Raw genomic sequence first — 16631 nt, 5'->3', positions numbered from 1 at the left:
CCGCTAGAGTCGGGCGGCCGCGATGACGGCCCGCTTGGTCAGGACCCCGGCCAGGTGGCGGCGGTAGGCCGCGTCCCCGTTGAGGTCGCTGGCGGGATCGGTCCCTTCGGCAGCGTGTGCGCTCGCGGTGGCGATCGCTTCACGGGTTAGCGGTGCCCCTACTAGTGCCTGCTCGACGGCGGTCGCCCGCAACGGCGTGCTGGCCATGTTTGTCAGGCCGATCCTGGCCTCGGCGATCGTGCCCCCTTCCACCCGGACCATCGCGGCCACGGCGACAATGGACCATTGCTGGGCCACCCTCGTGAATTTCTCGTAGCGTGCACCCCACCCGGTGTACTTCGGCACCCGAATATGGGTGAGGATCTCGCCGTCGTCGACGGCGGTGGTGAAGTACCCCTGGAAGAAGTCCGCCGCTGCCACCCGGCGTTCCCCGTCCGGACCTGCCAGGATGAACGTCGCGTCCGCGGCCAGCACCGGCGCGGGCATGTCGCCCGCCGGGTCGGCGTGCACCAGGGCGCCGCCGAACGTACCGCGGTGGCGGACTTGGGGATCCGCGACCGTCGCCGCGGCCATCGCCAGCAACGGCACGTGCTCGGCAATAAGCGGGTCGGTGACGATCTGGTGGTGCGTTGTCATGGCTCCGATCAGCAGCGCGTCGCCGTCGTCGCGGACCCCGGACAGCTCGCCTATCCGGCCCAAGTCGACCACCATCGCAGGGTCGGCCAGGCGCAGTTTCATCACGGGGATCAGGCTTTGGCCCCCGGCCAGCAGCTTCACGTCGTCGCCGGCGTCGGCCAACACGCCCAACGCCTCCGCCACCGTGGCCGGGGCGGCGTAATCGAATGCGCTCGGAATCATTGCACACCTCCGGTGGTCTTGGCTTCTTCAAGGGCGGCCCACACACGCGCCGGCGTACAGGGCATCTTGATGTCCTTCACGCCAAGGTGCCGCACCGCGTCCAGCACACCGTTGACAATGGCGGGCGTTGAGGCGATGGTTCCCGCCTCGCCGACTCCCTTGGCCCCCAGTTGGTTGGTGGTCGAAGGCGTCTCGGTGCGCGCCGTCGTGAAATGCGGCAGATCCGGCGCGCTCGGTACTAAGTAGTCCACAAACGAGCCCGTGACCAAGGTCCCGGCGTCGTCGTGCACGGCCTCCTCATAAAGGGCCTGAGCGATTCCCTGCGCCAGGCCGCCGTGGACCTGGCCCTCCACAATCAGCGGATTGACCACCACCCCAACGTCGTCCACGCAAACGTACTTGCGGATGCTGACCTGCCCCGTCTCGGTGTCCACTTCCATGGCGGCCAGATGGGTGCCGTGCGGGAAGGAGAAGCTCTGCGGGTCGAAGGTGGCATCCGAGTCCAGATTGGGCTCAAACCCGTCCGGCAGGTTGTGCGCCGAGAAGGCGGCGAAGGCGACTTCACCGAACGCCGTGGACTGGTCGGTGCCCTTGACGCTGAACTTGCCGTCCATGAACTCGATGTCCTCTTCGCTGGCCTCCATCATGTGCGCCGCCAGGACCTTGGCCTTCTCGATCACCTTGTCCGCCGCGGCGAGCACCGCCATGCCGCCGACCGCCAGCGAGCGGGAGCCGTAGGTGTCCAGGCCCCGCTGGGAGACCTGGGTATCGCCATGCAGCACCTCGACATTTTCGAACGGCACGCCGAGCTTGTCCGCCACAAGCTGGCTCCACGCGGTTTCGTGGCCCTGGCCGTGCGGGGAAGTGCCGGTGACCACTTCGATGTTGCCAGTGGGGAGCACCCTCACCTGGGCGTGCTCCCAGCCGCCAGCGGCGTAACTCAGCGCGCCGAGCACCCGGGATGGAGCCAGGCCGCACATTTCGGTGAACGTGGAGATGCCGATGCCGAGTTGGACAGGATCGTTCGCCTCGCGGCGCTTGGCCTGCTCTGCCCGGAGTTCGTCGTAGCCAAAGAGCTCCAGGGCCTTCGCCGTGGCCGCCTCGTAGTTGCCGCTGTCGTATTCGAGTCCCGTGACAGTTGTGAAGGGGAACTCCTCGTGGTTGATCCAGTTCTTCTTGCGTAGTTCCAGGGGATCCATGCCCAGCTCGACGGCGAGCTCATCCATCAAGCGCTCGATAGCGAATGTTGCTTCCGGTCGGCCCGCGCCGCGGTAAGCGCCCGTCCACGCCTTGTTGGTGAAGACGTTGCTGCATTCCAGGCGGTAGGCAGGGAACTTGTAGATGGCGTTGTACATGAACGCGCCCAGGATCGGGATGCCCGAGCCGATAATGCCCAAGTAGGCTCCCATGTCCGCCAGCAGCTGAATGTCCAGCCCGGTGACGATCCCGTCCTTCGTGGCCGCGAGCTTCACCTTCTGCACTTGGGCCCGGCCGTGATGTCCGGACTGCAGGGACTCGCTGCGGGTTTCGGTGTATTTGCAGGGCTTGCCGACCCGCCGGGCTGCCATGAGGGTGATGAACTCCTCGGGGATCACCGTCAGCTTTCCGCCAAAACCGCCGCCCACGTCGGGGGCGATCACACGGAGCTTGCTTTCCGGGAGGCCGAGCGTCAATGCCAGGATCAGCCGCAGGATATGGGGTATCTGCGTGGACGACCACATGGTGATTTGCTCACTCGTCGGGTCAACCACGATCGAGCGCGGTTCCATGAAGGCCGGGATAAGGCGCTGCTGGTAAAAGGTGCGTTCGATGAGGACTTCGGCGTTCGCCAATGCCTCGGCGATCGGCTTGCCGGTGCCGGCTTCGCCCGAGTCAAACACCCAGGTCGCCGAGAGATTGGAGTCCAAGTTGGAGTGGGCCAGCACCTTGTCGGTGAACGCTTCCTCCAGATCGAGGACCACCGGCAGTTCGTCGTAACTGACGTCCACGAGTTCGACGGCGTCCCGCGCCGCTGCGGCGCTCCGGGCAACGATGCAGGCAACTACTTCGCCGGCGAAGGCCACCTCGTCGACGGCGATCGATGGGAAAGCAGGCGCCTTCTGATCGGCGGTGACGGGCCAGACATTGGGCAGGCTGCCCTGTTCCGCGGCCACATCGGCTCCGGTAAGCACGGCGACGACGCCGGGTGAGGACTTCGCGGCGGAGGTGTCGATCGAGGTGATCTTCGCGTGGGCGAACGGACTGCGGACCATGGCCAAATGGAGCATGCCGGGCAACGTCATGTTGTCGGTGTACCTGGAGCGTCCGGTGATGAGGTGGGCATCTTCCTTGCGGAGGCGGGGCCTGCCGACTTCGGCGATGGTCATGCCACACCTGCCGTTTCTGTTTCGTCGCGGTCCGCGGAGACCGTGCCGTCGGAAGAAACGGCTCCGTCAGAAGAAACGGTTCCGTCAGCGGCGGCCTGCACCGCGGCAACTATGTTCTGGTACCCGGTGCACCGGCAAAGGTTTCCCTCAAGGCCGTCCCGGATTTCCTGCTCGGTGGGGTGCGGGTTTTCGGTGAGGAGGGATGCCGATTGCATGATCATGCCGGGCGTGCAGAAGCCGCATTGCAGCGCATGGCATTGGTGGAAGGCTTGCTGCAGCGGGGCGAGCTTGCCGTCCCGGGCGAGGCCTTCGATGGTGGTGACGCTGTGGCCGTCTGCCTGAACCGCGAACATGGTGCAGGATTTGACGCTGACTCCGTCCAGATGGACGGTGCAGGCGCCGCAGTTGGTAGTGTCGCAGCCGATCAATGTGCCGGTCTTGCCGAGCCGTTCGCGCAGGTATTGGACCAGCAGCAATCGTGGCTCGACGTCGTCTGTGTAGCTCACATCATCGACTTCGACGGTGATCGTCTTGGAACTCGCCATTGGGATCTCCTGTCGCGTTGGACGACGGGCACGACTGCCCGGCATCCAGTCCTGATGTGACACAGGTTACTCCTCGGAAGGGGCGAGCGCCCTAGCCCGGCTTGAGTTCGTACCCCGCATCCTCGTGGTCCGCTTCAACCGTGGGTTCGTGGTGGATCCGGGCTTCCATAGTGCTCAATCTTCCGCCGCCGCCACCCCAGTGCAAGGCAATGATTTCGGCGGCGATGGAGACGGCCGTTTCCTCCGGGGTGCGGGATCCCAGGTCCAGGCCGATCGGGCTGGAGAGCTTCGCCAATTCGGCCTCGCCCAGGCCTGCTTCGCGCAGCCGTTCCAATCGGTCGTGGTGCGTGCGCCGGGATCCCATCGCCCCCACATAGGCCACGTTGTGGCGCAGTGCCAACTCCAGCAGCGGCACGTCGAATTTCGGATCATGCGTCAGCACGCAGATCACGGTGCGTTCATCCACTTGGCCGGCACTGATCTGCGCCTGCAGGTAGCGGTGCGGCCATTCCACCACTACCTCGTCGGCTTGCGGGAACCGCGCAGCGGTAGCGAAAACCGCGCGTGCATCGCAGACCGTGACCCGGTAGCCGAGGAAGGTGCCTTGCTTTGCGACCGCGGCGGCGAAGTCGATCGCGCCGAACACCAGCATCCGCGGCTGAGGGGCGAAACTGAGGGCGAAAACGCGCATGCCTTCGCCGCGCCGCTGCCCGTCCGGTCCGTACATGAGGGTCGTGTTGCGGCCTGCGGCCAGCAGGCCCTGGACGTCGTCGGATACCGCATGGTCGGCACGCTCGCTGCCGAGGGAACCCACGAACCCCTCCGGGCGGACCACCAGGTGGCGGCCCAGCCACGCGGGATCGGGGTGTTCGATCACGGTTACGATGGCAACCGGACGGCCTGCACCGACGTCGTCCGCTACCTGGGCCAGTTCCGGGAAGTTCTCAGTGGAGACCGGCTCCACAAAAATGTCCAGGATCCCGCCGCAGGTGAGGCCGACCTCGAACGCGGCGTCGTCACTGATCCCGTAGCGCTGCAGCACCGGTTTGCCGGACTCGACCACCTTGGTGGCCAGTTCGTAGAGCGCTCCCTCGACGCACCCGCCGGATACCGAGCCCACCGCACTGCCGTCGGCGTCGACCATCATGGCGGCGCCGGCCGGCCGCGGTGCGGAGCGGAAGGTGCGCACCACCGTGCCGAGTCCTACTGTGTGGCCGGCCGCCATGGCAGCAACCAGATCGTCCAAGACCTCACGCATTGGCAACCACGTCCAACAACTCCTCGAAACTCTGCATTGAGTGCCCCCCTATAAAGAAGTCAACGTGCGGCAGCACTGCCCTGATTCCCCGCTGCAGGGGCTCGTACCCCGCCTTGCCGCGGTGCGGATTGGACCAAATGACCCGCCTCGCCAGATGGTGCAGCCGCTCGGCCTGGCGTCCCAGCAGTGCGGGGTCGCCCCGCTCCCAGCCATCGCTGGCAATCACGACGACGGCGCCGCGCACCATTACGCGCTGGCCCCAGCGGTCGTTGAACGCCCGCAGCACCTCTCCAAGCCGGGTTCCGCCGGACCAGTCCGGGACTGTGCGGCCGGCGAGCGCCAAGGCACTTTCGGGATCAGGGACACGAAGCGCGCTTGTCACGCGGGTCAGGCGGGTGCCCAGCGTGAAAACCTCTACTTGGCGCGGAGCGGCCTCCACTACCCGGTGGGCCAAGCGAAGCAGGCTGTCCGCGTACGGTGCCATCGAACCTGAAACGTCGATCAACCAGACCATCCGGCGGGTTTTGCGCGGGGCCCGGGCGCGGCGAAGGGGCCCCGGTTCCCCGCCGCGGCGCAACTGGTCGCGCAGGGTCCGGACGCGGTCCACGTCGCCGTGCCGGTCGAGGTGCCTGCGCCGGGTCTGCCGGGTGGGCAAGCGCACCGGCAACTCCTCGAACATCCGGTGCAGCAGCGCGCGTTCCGCGTCGTCCAGGACGGCTACGTCGCGGTGCCGCAGCAGCTCCCGGCGGCTGGCGAGCGCCCGCAACTGTTCCCGCCTACCTTCCGGCCCGCCGTCGTCGTCATCCAAAGTGGCAGCGCTGACTGACGTCGCGGAGTTTTCCAGGCGTTGGGCGGCCGAGTGTTCCACGGCAAACCAGGCCTCAAACGTCCGCTGGTAGGCGGGCAAGTCCTCCGGCGAAGCGCATAGCGTGGCGCGGCCGGCCCAGAACACGTCCGAACGGCGATCCAGGGCGAGCCTGCCTACGGCGTCGACGAAGCTGAGCGAGCGGTCCGCGGTCACTTTCACGCCGGCCGCACGCACGGCTGCGGCGAAGGCAAGGAGGATCTCTTCGGCGCTGTGGCCTGTGCTCTGGCCTGCCGCGGGGCCGGCCGGAGGGCCGTGTTCTGCCGTTGGCATGGGCTCAGCCGAGCATCCGGGCCAGGGCCGCCGAGACGCGCTCAGTGTCCTCACGGTACTTGCACAGCGCGCCGATGCTGGCTGCGGCCGAGGCCAGGTCCAACTCTGCCCTGCCGAGCTGGTGCAGGGCGCGCGCCCAGTCCAGGGTCTCGGCGACGCCGGGAGGCTTCAGTACGTCGTCGGTGACCCGGATCTGCTGGACCGCGCGAACCACTTGCTCGGCCAAGAGCGCAGGCACTTGGGGGAGTCGGGTGCGCACGATTTCCACTTCGCGGGCCAGCCCGGGGTGGTCGATCCAGTGGTAGAGGCAGCGGCGTTTGAGTGCATCGTGCAGATCGCGGGTCCGGTTGGAGGTGAGCACCACGATCGGCGGAGTGTCGGCCTTGACCGTGCCGAACTCGGGGATGGAGACCTGGTAGGTGGAGAGCACTTCCAGCAGGAACGCCTCGAACTCGTCGTCGGCCCGGTCGATTTCGTCGATCAGCAGCACGGCCGGGCTTTGCTGTAGCGCCTTGAGGATAGGGCGGGCTAAGAGGAACCGTTTGTCATAGAGCGAGCTTTCCAGCTCGGCCACGCTCAGCCGCGCGCTCATTCCCGAGCCGCCGCTGGCCTCCACGCTGCGCAGATGCAGGATCTGGGCGGTGAAGTCCCAGTCATACAGCGCCTGCGAGGCGTCGATTCCCTCATAGCACTGCAATCGGATCAGCGGCAGCCCGAACCCTTGCGCGAGGGCCTCGGCCAGGGAGGTTTTGCCGGTGCCCGGTTCGCCTTCCAGCAGCAGCGGCCGTTCCATGCTCAGGGCGAGGTAACCGACGGTGGCCAGGCCGTCGTCGGCGAGGTAGCCGGTGGCGGCCAGCATTTCGGCCAGCGCTGTGGCGGAGCTGATCGACGTCTGCGTCATGGCACCAGCATAGGGTCACCGGCTGGGATGCGGTCCGGCTCGGCTATCCGCCGATGTACGACATCTCGATCTTGTGTGCCGCGGCAGGGTCCTTGGGTGTGTGTGAACTGCGCAGTTCCGAGTAGCGGTCCGTGCGGCCGCCCCACAGGGCGGACAACGCCGTCGAAAGCTCGACGTCGGACGCTCCGCCTCTCAGGAGTGCCCTCAGGTCCGTGCCGGCCGTCGCAAAGAGGCACGTGAACAGCTTCCCGTCGGCCGAGAGCCGGGCCCGGGTGCAGCCGCGGCAAAAGGCTTGGGTCACGCTCGAAATGACTCCGATTTCGCCGCTTCCGTCCGCGTAGCGCCAGCGATCCGAGGTCTCGCCGGGGTAGTTGGGGGCTACGGGCTCCAGAGGGAACACCGCGCCGATGCGAGCCAGGATCTCGGCTGAGGGCACCACTTCATCCATTTTCCAGCCGTTGGATGCTCCCACGTCCATGTACTCGATGAACCGCAGAATGAACCCGGATCCCTTGAAATGGCTGGCCATGGGAAGAATGTCCTGGTCGTTCGTCTCCCGCTTGACCACCATGTTGATCTTCACCGGCCCCAGCCCGGCGGCCTGGGCAACGTCCGCGGCGTGCAGGACCTTCGCCACGGGATAGCCGACGTCGTTCATGGCCTGGAAGGTCTCCTCCCGGAGGGAGTCCAGCGAGACCGTCACCCGGTCCAGCCCCGCATCCTTGAGCGCTTGTGCCTTCTGCGCCAGGACCGAGCCGTTCGTGGTCATGGCCAGGTCCGGCGCCAGCCCGTCGGGAGTGCGCAACCGGGCCAGCATCCGGACCAGCTCCTCGATGTCCTTCCGCAACAGGGGTTCCCCGCCGGTCAGCCGGATCTTCCGCACACCGTGTCCAACCGCGATCGACGCCAGCCGGGTGATTTCCTCAAACGTCAGCAGCTGGTCCCGGGGCATGAAAACGAAATCCCTGCCGAAGATCTCCTTGGGCATGCAGTAGACGCAGCGGAAATTGCATCGGTCCGTGACGGAAATCCGCAGGTCCCGCAAGGGCCGGTGGAAGGTGTCGGTGATGGAATTGGCGTCCATGCAGCGCCCTCTCAATGCGGTAGTAGTGCCAACCGCTTGTGCCTCTCCCAGAGTATGCCCGGTCCCGAGCGCCCACAATGGACCGCGGTCGGGCGAACGGCGGCGGAGCCGGACTCAGCCGATGGGCTCTGCCATCTTCTCCACAACATACTGGGCGTCCACCGACGTGCCGGTCACCGGATCGGTCATTTCCACCTTCCAGCTGCGGGCAAACTGGTCGACCCCCTGTTTCATTGCCACTGTGCCTGAAATGAGGACGGTGCCCGGCTGGTTCAGGCCGCGTTCTGCGAGCACCGCCAGCCAGTAGTCCGGGCTGAGGAGCGCCTCCAGCGAACTGTCCTGGATCAGGGTGTCCGGAGTTTCGCCGTCACCCACCCAGCCCTTGAGGGTGATCTTGTCCAAATGGTCGCGAACATCATCCAGGCGCCATGCTTTGCGTCCCAACACGTCCGGGCTGGCGTTCTTGCTCCAAGCCACGCCGTGGACTTCGAGTTCGCGATCCGTATGGTCGCACGCCACGGTCAAGAGCACGTCCTCATCGGTGATTACGAGCGCCCATTCGGCTTCGCCCGAGGTCCGGCCGTGCTGGACGCGGACTTCCGAGACCTGTTGGGCCAGGTACGGGGACACCGGGTACAGCGCTGGCGTGGTTGCGGGGCCGGGAACGCCAAGTTCGGCCAGCTCGGCGATGTGGGCCTGCACTTCTTCCTGTTCGCGCCCTGCGTAGCCAGCGTTCAGGAGGTGCTTGACCTGGACATTCCGCTTGGTGCCATCGGGAAGTTCAAAGCTCAGAGTCGTCATTTTCTGTCCATCCTTTGCGTGTCCTGCTGGAGAAATTTTTCAAATCGGAAACCGGAAACAGTCGCCAATGTACATCCAGTATGCGTAATGTATACATTTAACGCCAGTGTGGCAGGCGTCACCGTAAACTTCTCGTGGAGGAAACCCATGGCCAACGTTCCAGTTCCGGCTTCCGGCGCAGCGCCGCGTCCCGGAAAGCCGATGCATCCCAAAGGCCTGTACAAGGCCTTTGCGGCAAGCCTCACCGGCACCGCGCTCGAGTGGTACGACTTTGCCGTCTACTCCGCCGCGGCCGCCGTCGTATTCCCCATCGTCTTTTTCCCGTCATCGGATCCCTTGACCGGGACCATCCTGGCGTTCTCCACCTACGCGGTGGGCTATGTCTCCCGTCCTGTGGGCGGCATCATTTTCGGCCGGCTCGGTGACCGCATCGGCCGCAAGAAAGTCCTCGTGACGACGCTGATGATCATCGGCGTCGCCACTGTGCTGATCGGGGTACTGCCTGGCTACGGCAGTATCGGCATCTCGGCTCCGATCATCCTGGTGTTGCTGCGCTTCGCCCAAGGCGTGGGCGTCGGCGGCGAATGGGGCGGGGCAGTGCTGCTCTCCAGCGAATACGGCGATCCCCATCGGCGTGGCTTCTGGGCCTCCGCGGCCCAAGTCGGACCGCCGGCCGGCAACCTCATGGCCAACGGCATCTTGGCCGTCCTGACCGTTACGCTCAGCGAAGCGCAGTTCATCAGCTTCGGCTGGCGCATCGCCTTCCTGGTCTCGGCCGTGCTGGTGGGCTTCGGTCTCTGGATTCGGCTGAAGCTTGAAGATACCCCGATTTTCAAGGCCATTGAGGCCCATGGTGAACAGCCCAACGCCCCTGTCCGCGAAGTTTTCAGCAAGGAACTCCGGCCGCTCGTCGCTGCCACGCTGTGCCGGGTTGGCCCGGACGTGCTGTATGCCCTGTTTACCGTCTTCACCCTGAGCTACGGCATCCAGGTCCTCGGCTACGACCGCAGCCAGGTCCTCACCGCCGTGTTGATCGGCTCCGCGTTCCAGCTGTTCATGATCCCGCTGGCCGGTGCCGTATCCGATCGCTTCAACCGGCGCCTCGTCTACGGCATCGCGGCAGTGGTGGGAGCCGCCTGGACTTTCGTCTTCTTCGGAATCCTGGGCGGGCACAGCGAGCCGCTGCTGATCGCGGGAATTGTCCTGGGACTCATGGCGCACTCCTTCATGTACGGACCGCAGGCCGCCTTCATCGTGGAACAGTTCTCTCCGCGACTTCGGTCCACCGGGAGTTCGCTGGCCTACACCTTCGCCGGCGTGATCGGGGGCGCCATCGCACCCTTGATGTTCACGCTGCTGCTGTCCCAGTTCGGCACCTGGATTCCGGTTGCCATCTATGTGGCCGTGGCCGCCGTCGTCACCGCAGTGGGGTTGGCGCTCGGCCGGGACTCCAACACCGTGGAGGACGAGGACTATCGCCTGCTGCTGGAAGGATCTGCGGCGGCAAGCCGACAGTCCACCGTCGCGGAAACGCGCTGACTCTCACGTCATGCCTTCGAAAATCCTGACAAGCTGCGCTGGGCGGGCAGAAGATTCCTCAGGTGCGGAGCAGGATGTCCCGGGTCACCGCGAGGTGATGGTCGATGGCCTTCTGGGCCTTCGCCGCGTCGCCGGACATCAGGGCGTCGAGAATGTCCTGGTGCTCGGCGCACACCTGCTCGCGCCGGCCTCCGGTACGGAACAGCGCGGAGACGCCTACCAGAATCTGCCGGACGTGGAGCTTGCTGTACGTCCGGGAGATGAGCTCGTTGCCCGCCGCGTCGATGAGCTGCTGGTGGAACAGGGTGTCCAGGCGGATAAACTCGCGGGCCGCTTCCGGGCTCAGTTCCTCGGGAAGCTTCGCCTGCTGGTCAAGGGTTTCCTGCATCGTCCGGGCGGGAACCCGGCCTTGCTCGATGACCAGCTGGGCGGCGTTGCTTTCAAGGATCCCGCGCAGCTCCATCAATTCGGACATTTCCCGGCCGGTCACCGGAGGAACGTAAGCTCCGCGTTGGGGAATCAGTTCAACCAAGCCGTCCGAGACGAGCAGCAGGAGCGCCTCACGCACCGGCGTTCGCGATACGCCGATTTCCGCGGCCAGTTCCTGCTCGTTCAGGAACTTCCCCTGGACCTCGGGGTCAATCAGGATATTTTCACGCAGGTACGCGTACGCCTTCTCGCGGCCGGACGCCGCAGTCCCCGAACTTTTTCGCATACATCATGTATACAACAATCTGGAGTAAATTCATGCGTTTAGCCGTGGCACAAATCATCACGGGAGCCGATGTGGCCGCCAACCTGGAACTGATCCGAGAATACGCCACCCGCGCCAAAGCCGCCGGAGCCGAACTCGTGGTCTTTCCCGAAGCAGCGATGCGCGCCTTCGGCAATAGCCTGGCCGACATCGCCGAACCGCTGGACGGACCATGGGCCGAAGCGGTCCGCGGCCTTGCGCGGGAGCTGAACATCGCCGTCGTGGTGGGAATGTTCACTCCCGGCGCGGGCGGTCGGGTCCGGAACACCCTTTTGGTCACCGGCCCAGGGGTGGACACGTCCTACGACAAGATCCACCTCTTCGACGCCTTCGGCTTCGCGGAATCCGATTCGGTCGACGCCGGGACGTCCCCCGTAACCTTCGAACTCAACGGCACCGTGTTTGGCCTTTCCACCTGCTACGACGTGCGCTTTCCCGCCCTCTTCACAGCCAACGCCCGGGCGGGAGCGCAGGTCAACATCGTCTGCGCCTCGTGGGGCGCCGGCGAAGGCAAAGCCGAGCAGTGGGACTTGCTGGTGCGGGCCCGCGCAGTGGACAGCACCACCTTCGTGGTGGCGTGCGGCCAAGGCAACCCGGCCAGTGTCGGCCTGCCCACCACCGGCACCGCGCCCACGGGAATAGGGCGCAGTGCCGTGATCTCGCCACTGGGTGCCGTGATGGTGGCCCTCGGGGAAATGCCTGAACTCGCCGTCGTCGACATCGATCCGTCTGTTGTGGAAGAAGTCCGGGGCAAGCTTCCGGTCCTGGCGAATGCCCGGGATCTTTAGTCGCCGTCGCCGTCTTCTTTGAGGGCCAGCCAGTAGGCCGAGCCGTCGGACGTTCGGCTCACGAAACCGGAGTCCACCAGGTACCGCCTGAGCATTGGCACGTCTCCAGTGAACCGGGCGATACGTTCGTTGAGCTCTCGTTCCGCCACCCGCTCACCGCTGTCCAGGACGCGTGTGGCCACCCAATCGAGAAGCTTGAGTCGGTCTGCTTCCCGCGCGGGATAGCGATCGATACGCCCGTCCGCGGTCAAGAAGCGCTCGACGCCGGACGGGCTGGGCGCCGACGAGAGGCTCGCCAGCGCGTCCCGGAAGGCATGCTCGCGGATGCGGTAGCGGACACTGCCTTCGGTCTCGACCGTTTCGACCAGCCCCGCCTGGTTCAGGAGCGTGAGCGCCCGTTCGAGTTTTGCCGGCGAGAGCGAGCTGCCCGGGGTTCCGCCAACGCTGATCTCAGCGAAGACTTTCCGGGCTTGCGCGTTTGCCAGCGCCGCGAGGAGGCGCCGCGCATCCGGCGTCGTCGATGAGTCGCTCCCCATGGGCCCAGCATAGGCACAAATGGGCGCCCCGTCCTGACCTTCTTTCGTTTCGGAAAGCGCTTACGACACGGCGAGTCGTGTCATTTCAGGGCTTTTGCGCGGCAAAGAAGGTCAGGACGGACAGGCCACGTTCGACTCAGGCGGCCGGGATGTCTTCGAAGATGACTTGGTCCAGCAGGACATGGCCCCAGCTTCCCGTGCCGTTATCGACCACCTGAAGCTGTGCGCTCTGACCAATCAGGTCGGAGACGTTCCACGACGTCCAGGCGAGGCGTTCGCTGTTCTGGCCCGTCGCGGTGCGGACCACTTGCCCGTTGACCACAAGATTCACCGTGGTCTGATTGTCCGGTTCACCGCCAACCGCGTTCGGCACGCTGCTGAACACGATCTGGTCCACCATGATGTGGCCCCAGGATCCGCTTGCGTGGTCGATGACCTGGATTTGGGCCTTCTGCCCCACGAGCGTGTGGACGTCCCAGTTCACGTTCGACATCGTCGATGAGTTCTGGCCCGTTGCCGTCCGGACTACCTGCCCGTCGACGAGGAGGTTCACCGCCGCGGCGCCGGACTGGCCCCAGGGGTGGTTTCCTCCCGCGATGAGGAAATCGATGTAGTCCCGCGTGATCGTAAACGTCGGCGATGTGATCGCACCCGTGGCCCCATCACCTCCTCCGACGTACGTGTCGAGGACCTTGGAGCCGAGCTGGTTGGGGAGGGATTCCGCCGTCGGGCCTTGACCGGCGTAACTGCCTGACGCCGTCCAGCCGGCACCCCACGTCGCGCCCTCGAAGTCGGCAAAGACGTCCGACGGCCGTGGGTTGTTCCCGCCTCCCTCGAGGAAGTTGACGTACGAGTGGCCGATGGTGAACGACGGCGAGGTCAGCGTTCCGGTCGACGCGTCGCCGCCGTTGAAACTGTTGACGAGCTTGTTCCCGAGGTAGCCCGTGACGGGCTGTTGGTTGGGGAGAGCCCCGCTGGCGGACTCGGAACCGAAGGCCGCTCCCGCCGTCGTCCAAGAACCATATGTGCTGCCCTCGAAGTCCGCGTACGGCGCCGCGGGGTTCGCCTGTTCGGTGATGTTGGCGAATTCCGTGATCGAGAGGTTGGCGAAGTTTGCGCTGCCGCCGATCGTGTAGAGGGAGATCCCCGTGTCCGACGACGTGAAGAAGTCCTGGTTCGAGAGTGCGATCCGGCCGTCGTCGGCGAAGACCTCCACGCTGCCGTGGTCCACGAGGATCCGGAGGTGCACGGAGGTCGTGCCCGAGGCGAGCGGCGCCTGGGACTGCTGGTACGTGCCGAAGGAGTACGGCACTTGGTCCTGCGCGGAGCGATCGACGTAGAGGTTGCCCCCGTAGACGCCGATGTTCGTGTGCCGGCTGCCGTCCTTGTTCTCACCGACGGAAATACCGACGTTGTTGAGGGTGGTCCAGCTGACGTCCGCATCGAGCTCGTAGGCGGAGCCGTGGTAGTCGAGGGTTGTCCGTCCGTTGACCGTGGCGTTGGCGGGCTTCACGGTTTTAGTGGCGTAGTTGGCAAGATTCGGGGTCGGCTGGGATAGGAGGCTGTAGACACCGCTGCCCTCGGACTTGAGGCTGAGCCGGCGCACCACGGACATCTGGCCGTTGTAGTTGTCCGTGGAGTCCGTCGGTACGGTGTGCGGCGCGTAGTGCCAGTTGTTCATCCAGCCGATCGCGTAACGGGAGGTATCGGGATTCGCGGCGTCCGGCCAGGTCACCGAGGCGTACCAGTCCGAACCCCAGTCGAGCCACTGCGGGTCCGTCTGGTCCGCGACGAACGCCGAGCCGTTCCACGTTCCGGTCCAGTACGCGTAGGTGTCCGGCTTGCCGCTATAGTCGCCCTGCATGCTCCCGGCCATGATCCAATGCCAGCTGCCGTCGTTGGCCTTCATTTGGAAGATGTCCGGGCACTCAACACCGCCGATGTTCGGGGTGGTGTAGCTGAAGTCAGTTTGGTGCGTCCAGGTCTTGAGGTCCGGCGAGGTGTAGAACGTGATTTTCTGCTGACGGCCGATCGCGGCTACCCAATTCGAGTGCGCCGCGTCCCAAACGATCTTCGGGTCGCGGAACCAGTCCGAGGCGTCCGGGTTGGCGATGACCGGCGCGCCGTACTGCGTGAAGGTTGTCCCGCCGTCGGTCGAGTACCAGAGGTATTGCGACTGCTGGAATGGGTCACCGTCGGTTGGCTGCGTGGAGAGCGCGACGACGGCGCCGGCTCCGAAGCCCGCGGTGTTGTTGGTGTCGACCACTGAGGAGCCGGTCCAGACGGGGAAATTGCCTTGGAGCGGGAGGGCGTCGCCTTGGTCGTTGAACACCACAGTGTCCGACGACGTCGCGTGTCGCCACCCGCCGGGGCCGTTGTCCTGGTTGCTGTGAAGGTAATACAGGTTGTACTTGCCGTTGAGATAGATGGGCCGCTGAGGGTCGCTCAGCCATCCTGACGGCGGGGTCATGTGGTACACGGCCCGCATTGGCGGTGCGGTCGCACTGCCGACGGCTCCTGCGCCGGGGATGTCCCCGGTAACTATGGTGGTCGTGAAAAACATCGTGAGTGCGGCGAAGAGGGCGAGCATGCTCGCCCTCTTCGACAGCCTCCTTGCTGAGCGGGCCATAAAATCTCCGGGTCTCGGTGAGGACTACTCGATCGCCGATAGCTCTGCATCGAGCCTCTGCACACGGCGTTGTTGAGCAGGCAGGGGGAGCTTGTGGTGGAGCTAAGGATTTCTGATTAAACGCTTAATCACGGAAAGAGTAACTGGTGATGAGTTTGTGATCAAGCGTTTAAGCGGATTATTTTAGTTGGCCACACGGGCGGTGAGGCGGCTCATGAGGGCGCGCCGGATCCGCTGGGCTGGTTGTTCGACCGCCACGCAGCTCAGGAAACCGAGGGGCCAGGACGCCATGAGAGCGAGCGCAGCAAACCCGAGCACGGGAAAATGTGATGGCACGTGGGCTGCGGCGAGGAGCTGTTGGATCGGCCATCCGTAGATGTAGATCCCGTAGGAGATGTCGTAGCGGGACCCGATAGCGGACGCGCTGCCGATTGAACCGATCGACAGGATGAGATACGCAAACGGCAGTGGGGCGAGGGCTGTACCGTAGCCCGTGGCGAGGGCGCCCCAGACGGCGAGTGCGGCGAGAATGCCTGGCGCCGCACCGACGCGGACTCTGTGCCTCTGGGTGGCAAGGAGGGATCCCGCCATGAAGATCGCGAGCAACGGGAGGACGAACTCGGTGCGGTTCGGCCCGAAGCCGCCTGCGAGGAGCTTTCCGAAGACCGCTCCCGTGGATGCGGCAAAAAGCAGGAATATTGCAGTGGCCGTGCCTCGCCTGCTCTCCGGAATCCTACGGAGCAGGAACACGATCACGGCGATGATGACGTAGCAGAACCCCTCCCAGGTGAGAGTCCATAGGGGGCCGTTCCAGTCAAAGCGGTCGTTGTTGCCCCAGAGGGACGTCCCGATGGCGGGTGTGTCCATAACGCCGATGATGAGTGCCAGGGCCGCGCCGAGGAAGGTCAACGCTCCGCGCGGGTCGTAGGTCCCGTGCGTCAGGAGGGCGCCAAGCGGTGCGGCCACGAAGGCAACAGCAAGCGCGGCGACCACGAGGGCAGGATAGATGCGGGCGAGTCGGGCCGCGGCGTACTCCAGCACTGTGGCCGAGCGTTCGGCGCTGACGGTAATGAGATAGCCGGAGATGGCGAAGAAGCCCATGACGCCTGCGGTGCCAAGCTTGATCCCGTAAAGCGAGGGTTCCGGGCCGTAGCCGCCTAGCCACCAGGAGTGGGAGACGATCACGGCTGCTGCGAAGACCAAGCGCACGGCGTTCAGCGAGTTTCGTCCGGAGCCCAGTGCGCGACCCAGAGTGCGGGTGCCGAGTATGGCCAGGCCCGGACGGTCCACGGCTGTCGTTGGGGTCTTCATGGGCTGGTCATTTCTATTTCATGCCCAGGACTGTTCGGATCTTCTTGAGTGTGACCTGGCTAACATTTCGTCTGAATCTACACGAGTAGATCTGTAGGGGTCAAGCAACTTTACCTTCGTCCC

The 16631-nt window shown here is 65.2% G+C and carries 14 protein-coding genes; 2 read left to right on the top strand and 12 right to left on the bottom strand.

Annotated features, from left to right (window positions below; translation table 11 throughout):
* Positions 1–3: 3 nt before the first annotated feature.
* The 8 genes from ACFVTG_RS13865 to ACFVTG_RS13830 form a co-directional block, all read right to left on the bottom strand.
* The gene (locus ACFVTG_RS13865) at positions 4–858 is read right to left on the bottom strand and encodes an FAD binding domain-containing protein (RefSeq protein ID WP_390281270.1); all 855 of its coding nucleotides are present in this window, start codon (positions 856–858) and stop codon (positions 4–6) included.
* Positions 855–3224, bottom strand: coding sequence for a xanthine dehydrogenase family protein molybdopterin-binding subunit (locus ACFVTG_RS13860; protein WP_390281268.1), 2370 nt, complete (start codon positions 3222–3224; stop codon positions 855–857). The genes ACFVTG_RS13865 and ACFVTG_RS13860 overlap by 4 nt, the downstream gene beginning before the upstream one ends.
* Positions 3221–3769: a (2Fe-2S)-binding protein gene (locus tag ACFVTG_RS13855; RefSeq protein WP_390281266.1), complete on the bottom strand. Its 549-nt coding sequence runs from the start codon at positions 3767–3769 to the stop codon at positions 3221–3223. The genes ACFVTG_RS13860 and ACFVTG_RS13855 overlap by 4 nt, the downstream gene beginning before the upstream one ends.
* Positions 3770–3860: 91 nt before the next feature.
* Complete coding sequence (locus ACFVTG_RS13850; protein WP_284753149.1) at positions 3861–5027, bottom strand: XdhC family protein; 1167 nt, start codon at positions 5025–5027, stop codon at positions 3861–3863.
* Entirely contained in the window at positions 5020–6165 is a 1146-nt protein-coding gene (locus ACFVTG_RS13845) for a VWA domain-containing protein (protein ID WP_390281264.1), read from the bottom strand. Before ACFVTG_RS13845 ends, ACFVTG_RS13850 begins: the two co-directional genes overlap by 8 nt.
* 4 nt (positions 6166–6169) lie before the next feature.
* Positions 6170–7066, bottom strand: a complete 897-nt coding sequence (locus tag ACFVTG_RS13840) for a MoxR family ATPase (protein WP_284753151.1) — start codon at positions 7064–7066, stop codon at positions 6170–6172.
* 43 nt (positions 7067–7109) lie between these two features.
* On the bottom strand, positions 7110–8150 hold the full coding sequence (moaA, locus tag ACFVTG_RS13835; RefSeq protein WP_390281262.1) for a GTP 3',8-cyclase MoaA: 1041 nt from the start codon (positions 8148–8150) through the stop codon (positions 7110–7112).
* Between the two features lie 114 nt (positions 8151–8264).
* The gene (locus tag ACFVTG_RS13830; RefSeq protein ID WP_284753155.1) at positions 8265–8951 is read right to left on the bottom strand and encodes a DUF2848 domain-containing protein; all 687 of its coding nucleotides are present in this window, start codon (positions 8949–8951) and stop codon (positions 8265–8267) included.
* A gap of 147 nt (positions 8952–9098) precedes the next feature.
* Here ACFVTG_RS13830 and ACFVTG_RS13825 point away from each other — a divergent pair, with 147 nt between their 5' ends.
* The gene (locus ACFVTG_RS13825) at positions 9099–10490 is read left to right on the top strand and encodes an MFS transporter (protein WP_390281260.1); all 1392 of its coding nucleotides are present in this window, start codon (positions 9099–9101) and stop codon (positions 10488–10490) included.
* Between the two features lie 58 nt (positions 10491–10548).
* Here ACFVTG_RS13825 and ACFVTG_RS13820 read toward each other — a convergent pair whose 3' ends face one another.
* Positions 10549–11205: a GntR family transcriptional regulator gene (locus ACFVTG_RS13820; RefSeq protein ID WP_390281258.1), complete on the bottom strand. Its 657-nt coding sequence runs from the start codon at positions 11203–11205 to the stop codon at positions 10549–10551.
* A 32-nt stretch (positions 11206–11237) separates the two neighbouring features.
* On the opposite strand from ACFVTG_RS13820, the gene ACFVTG_RS13815 reads away from it, so the two are divergent.
* On the top strand, positions 11238–12032 hold the full coding sequence (locus ACFVTG_RS13815; RefSeq protein ID WP_390281256.1) for a carbon-nitrogen hydrolase family protein: 795 nt from the start codon (positions 11238–11240) through the stop codon (positions 12030–12032).
* Here the strand turns inward: ACFVTG_RS13815 and ACFVTG_RS13810 are convergent.
* The 3 genes from ACFVTG_RS13810 to ACFVTG_RS13800 all read right to left on the bottom strand — a co-directional run bounded on the left by ACFVTG_RS13810 (position 12029) and on the right by ACFVTG_RS13800 (position 16508).
* Positions 12029–12568, bottom strand: a complete 540-nt coding sequence (locus tag ACFVTG_RS13810) for a DUF2087 domain-containing protein (protein WP_390281253.1) — start codon at positions 12566–12568, stop codon at positions 12029–12031. The two genes, ACFVTG_RS13815 and ACFVTG_RS13810, sit on opposite strands and share 4 nt — an antisense overlap.
* A gap of 136 nt (positions 12569–12704) precedes the next feature.
* Complete coding sequence (locus ACFVTG_RS13805; protein WP_390281251.1) at positions 12705–15158, bottom strand: glycoside hydrolase family 32 protein; 2454 nt, start codon at positions 15156–15158, stop codon at positions 12705–12707.
* Positions 15159–15380: 222 nt separating this feature from the next.
* Complete coding sequence (locus tag ACFVTG_RS13800; protein WP_390281249.1) at positions 15381–16508, bottom strand: acyltransferase family protein; 1128 nt, start codon at positions 16506–16508, stop codon at positions 15381–15383.
* Positions 16509–16631: the final 123 nt, after the last annotated feature.

The sequence above is a fragment of the Arthrobacter sp. NPDC058127 genome (assembly GCF_042884555.1).
Lineage (GTDB): Bacteria > Actinomycetota > Actinomycetes > Actinomycetales > Micrococcaceae > Arthrobacter.
Note: the sequence above shows the minus strand (reverse complement) of the source record. Positions and strands in the feature narration are given on the sequence as shown.

Excerpts from the sequence above, each read along its gene's own strand:
- ACFVTG_RS13865 (WP_390281270.1), bottom strand. The coding sequence starts at position 858 with ATGATTCCGAGCGCATTCGATTACGCCGCCCCGGCCACGGTGGCGGAG.
- ACFVTG_RS13860 (WP_390281268.1), bottom strand. The coding sequence starts at position 3,224 with ATGACCATCGCCGAAGTCGGCAGGCCCCGCCTCCGCAAGGAAGATGCC.
- ACFVTG_RS13855 (WP_390281266.1), bottom strand. The coding sequence starts at position 3,769 with ATGGCGAGTTCCAAGACGATCACCGTCGAAGTCGATGATGTGAGCTAC.
- ACFVTG_RS13850 (WP_284753149.1), bottom strand. The coding sequence starts at position 5,027 with ATGCGTGAGGTCTTGGACGATCTGGTTGCTGCCATGGCGGCCGGCCAC.
- ACFVTG_RS13845 (WP_390281264.1), bottom strand. The coding sequence starts at position 6,165 with ATGCCAACGGCAGAACACGGCCCTCCGGCCGGCCCCGCGGCAGGCCAG.
- ACFVTG_RS13840 (WP_284753151.1), bottom strand. The coding sequence starts at position 7,066 with ATGACGCAGACGTCGATCAGCTCCGCCACAGCGCTGGCCGAAATGCTG.
- moaA (WP_390281262.1), bottom strand. The coding sequence starts at position 8,150 with ATGGACGCCAATTCCATCACCGACACCTTCCACCGGCCCTTGCGGGAC.
- ACFVTG_RS13830 (WP_284753155.1), bottom strand. The coding sequence starts at position 8,951 with ATGACGACTCTGAGCTTTGAACTTCCCGATGGCACCAAGCGGAATGTC.
- ACFVTG_RS13825 (WP_390281260.1), top strand. The coding sequence starts at position 9,099 with ATGGCCAACGTTCCAGTTCCGGCTTCCGGCGCAGCGCCGCGTCCCGGA.
- ACFVTG_RS13820 (WP_390281258.1), bottom strand. The coding sequence starts at position 11,205 with ATGCGAAAAAGTTCGGGGACTGCGGCGTCCGGCCGCGAGAAGGCGTAC.
- ACFVTG_RS13815 (WP_390281256.1), top strand. The coding sequence starts at position 11,238 with ATGCGTTTAGCCGTGGCACAAATCATCACGGGAGCCGATGTGGCCGCC.
- ACFVTG_RS13810 (WP_390281253.1), bottom strand. The coding sequence starts at position 12,568 with ATGGGGAGCGACTCATCGACGACGCCGGATGCGCGGCGCCTCCTCGCG.
- ACFVTG_RS13805 (WP_390281251.1), bottom strand. The coding sequence starts at position 15,158 with ATGCTCGCCCTCTTCGCCGCACTCACGATGTTTTTCACGACCACCATA.
- ACFVTG_RS13800 (WP_390281249.1), bottom strand. The coding sequence starts at position 16,508 with ATGAAGACCCCAACGACAGCCGTGGACCGTCCGGGCCTGGCCATACTC.